Raw genomic sequence first — 1,795 nt, 5'->3', positions numbered from 1 at the left:
TATGGCCCTGAAAAACAAAACGCCCGATGCGGTGCATCAGGCGTTTTGAGGCCTGTCGGCCTACCTGAACAGGTGTAAACCTATTTCAGGACTAGACAGTTACTTGCAAATCACGATCATGCTACGGCTGGTATAGCCGGCCGGATTGATGCCGAACACATAGTCGCCAGGCTCTTCGTCGGTGTCGCCGGACCGGGCGATTACCTTGTAGCCTTTGCTGCCGCAGGAGCTGGCGGCCTTGCTGTAGCACTTGTCCCATGACGAGGAGAGCCCCGAGCAGTTGATATGCAGGCCCTTCTTCCCTCGCTTCACTTCGGTATTGGCTGTCGCGGCGCATCCAGCGATGGCCAGGATGGCCAGGATGAGAAAAATACGTTTCATTCCTGTCCTTATTTGGCCCAACTGCACTCACGGGCCTGTGGTTTGCGCCTTGTCTCTTCCCTGATGGTCCCCAGCGTCCATGTACCGCTCAGTAGATAGCGTCAAGATTATATTTGGGTGACAGCTTAATCAGCCACGGCGGGCGGTACAAGGTTGCAAGCCTTCTAAATGCAAATATTTCTCAAATCAGTCGGCGGCCACGGCCGGGGCCGCATCCCGTTTCATCGACAGGGTCGCACCTACAGAGGCAGTGATGATGGCAAGGATTGCCAGCCATTGCCAAAGGGTAAGCTTCTCGCCCAGGAAGAGTAGTCCGGACAGTGCGCCAAAGGCCGGCTCGATGCTCATCAATGTGCCGAAGGTACGGGCGGGCATGCGGGTCAAGGCGACCATTTCCAGGCTGTAAGGCAGAGCTGTCGACAGGATGGCCACGCCCAGGGCCACGGGTAGCAGCGCGGGTGTCAGCAAGGCGCTGCCGGCGTGGGCGATTCCAATCGGGGCGACGAACAGGGCTGCGATCACCACACCCAAGGCCGCGGTCTGGATGCCGTTCTCGGCTCCGGCCTTTTGCCCGTAGAGGATGTACAACGCCCAGCACACGCCGGCCCCTAGGGCATAGCCGGCGCCGATCGGGTCCAGCCCGCCGTCGGTCTGGCCGACGGGAATCAACAGCAGCAGGCCGGCGACCGCCAGGGCGATCCATAGGAAGTCCAGTGCCCGTCGCGAGGCCCATAGCGCCACGGCAAGCGGTCCGGTGAATTCAAGGGCGACAGCGATACCCAGCGGCACGCTGCGCAATGACATATAGAAGAGGAAATTCATGCCGCCCAGGGCCATGCCGTAGATAATCACGCTGCGCAGGGTGCTGGCATCCAGGCGAGCACGCCAGGGGCGCAGCAACAGGAGCATGATCACGCTGGCGAAGATGAGTCGCAGGGCGGTGGTGCCTTGGGCGCCGACGATGGGGAACATGCTCTTGGCCAGCGAAGCGCCGGACTGGATGGAGGCCATGGCTATCAGCAGCAGGCCGATGGGGAACAGCGTGGCGGCCAGGCTGCGGTTTGGGGTGTTCATGGAGGCTTCCGTTATAGTGCGCGCAAGGGTGTGCAATATAGTGCGCACTGACGGAAGGGTTGGCAAGGTTGGTATTGGTGTGCAGATGAAGGTTGCGGCGAGTGGCTGGCGGCTCCTGAAGGGATACTTTTCATATGCTTGAAATAAAAGGTTGACGGGCTTTCAGATCCCCTTATAATGCGCCCCACTTCCAGCGACATCGGGACGAAAAACTCCTTGAATATCAATGAGTTGATTGTTTAAGAGGGTGGCGGAGGTGCTTCGGTCTAACGATCGGCAGCGGTGAGAAAGGCAGTTGACAGCAGGTTGTAACGCTGTATGATTCGCCTCCCGCTACGAG

At 59.2% G+C, this 1,795-nt stretch carries 2 protein-coding genes; both read right to left on the bottom strand.

All coding sequences use genetic code 11. From position 1 onward, the window contains the following. Positions 1–99: 99 nt before the first annotated feature. Positions 100–381, bottom strand: coding sequence for a hypothetical protein (locus AC25M7_RS25410; protein WP_028690562.1), 282 nt, complete (start codon positions 379–381; stop codon positions 100–102). 186 nt (positions 382–567) lie between these two features. Next, positions 568–1,455: a threonine/homoserine exporter RhtA gene (gene rhtA / locus AC25M7_RS25405; protein ID WP_028690563.1), complete on the bottom strand. Its 888-nt coding sequence runs from the start codon at positions 1,453–1,455 to the stop codon at positions 568–570. Positions 1,456–1,795 lie beyond the last annotated feature (340 nt).

It is taken from the genome of Pseudomonas sp. P106(2024) (assembly GCF_057480815.1).
The sequence above is the reverse complement of the archived record's forward strand: the minus strand, read 5'-3'. Positions and strand labels throughout refer to the sequence as shown.